The organism is Rhizobium ecuadorense (assembly GCF_001187535.1).
GTDB classification, from domain to species: Bacteria; Pseudomonadota; Alphaproteobacteria; order Rhizobiales; family Rhizobiaceae; genus Rhizobium; species Rhizobium ecuadorense.
In genome coordinates this window covers 1-214 of sequence record NZ_LFIO01000779.1, presented here as the reverse complement: position 1 = coordinate 214, position 214 = coordinate 1, and the positions used below count along the sequence as shown (strand labels likewise).

The following is a 214-nucleotide window of genomic DNA, read 5'->3' as shown; positions in this document are numbered from 1 at the left end:
GGATACGACACTGCCGACTGCGCTGCCTACGCCTCGGAGTCCCGCTTATCCATCCGAACACGCGGCCGCCGCCGCCGCCGCCGCGACCGTTCTTGCCTATTTCTTTCCCGACGAGGCGTCGTCGTTCCAGGCGATGGCCGAAGAAGCCGCACAGTCGCGTGTCCTTGCCGGTGTCCAGTTCCCAAGCGATTCATCCGCCGGCCTGGAACTGGGG

At 66.4% G+C, this 214-nt stretch carries 1 protein-coding gene; it reads left to right on the top strand.

Going from position 1 to position 214, the window contains the following annotated elements:
- On the top strand, window positions 1-214 hold a 214-nt coding region (locus tag AF337_RS13850; protein ID WP_152971068.1), incomplete at both ends, for a phosphatase PAP2 family protein.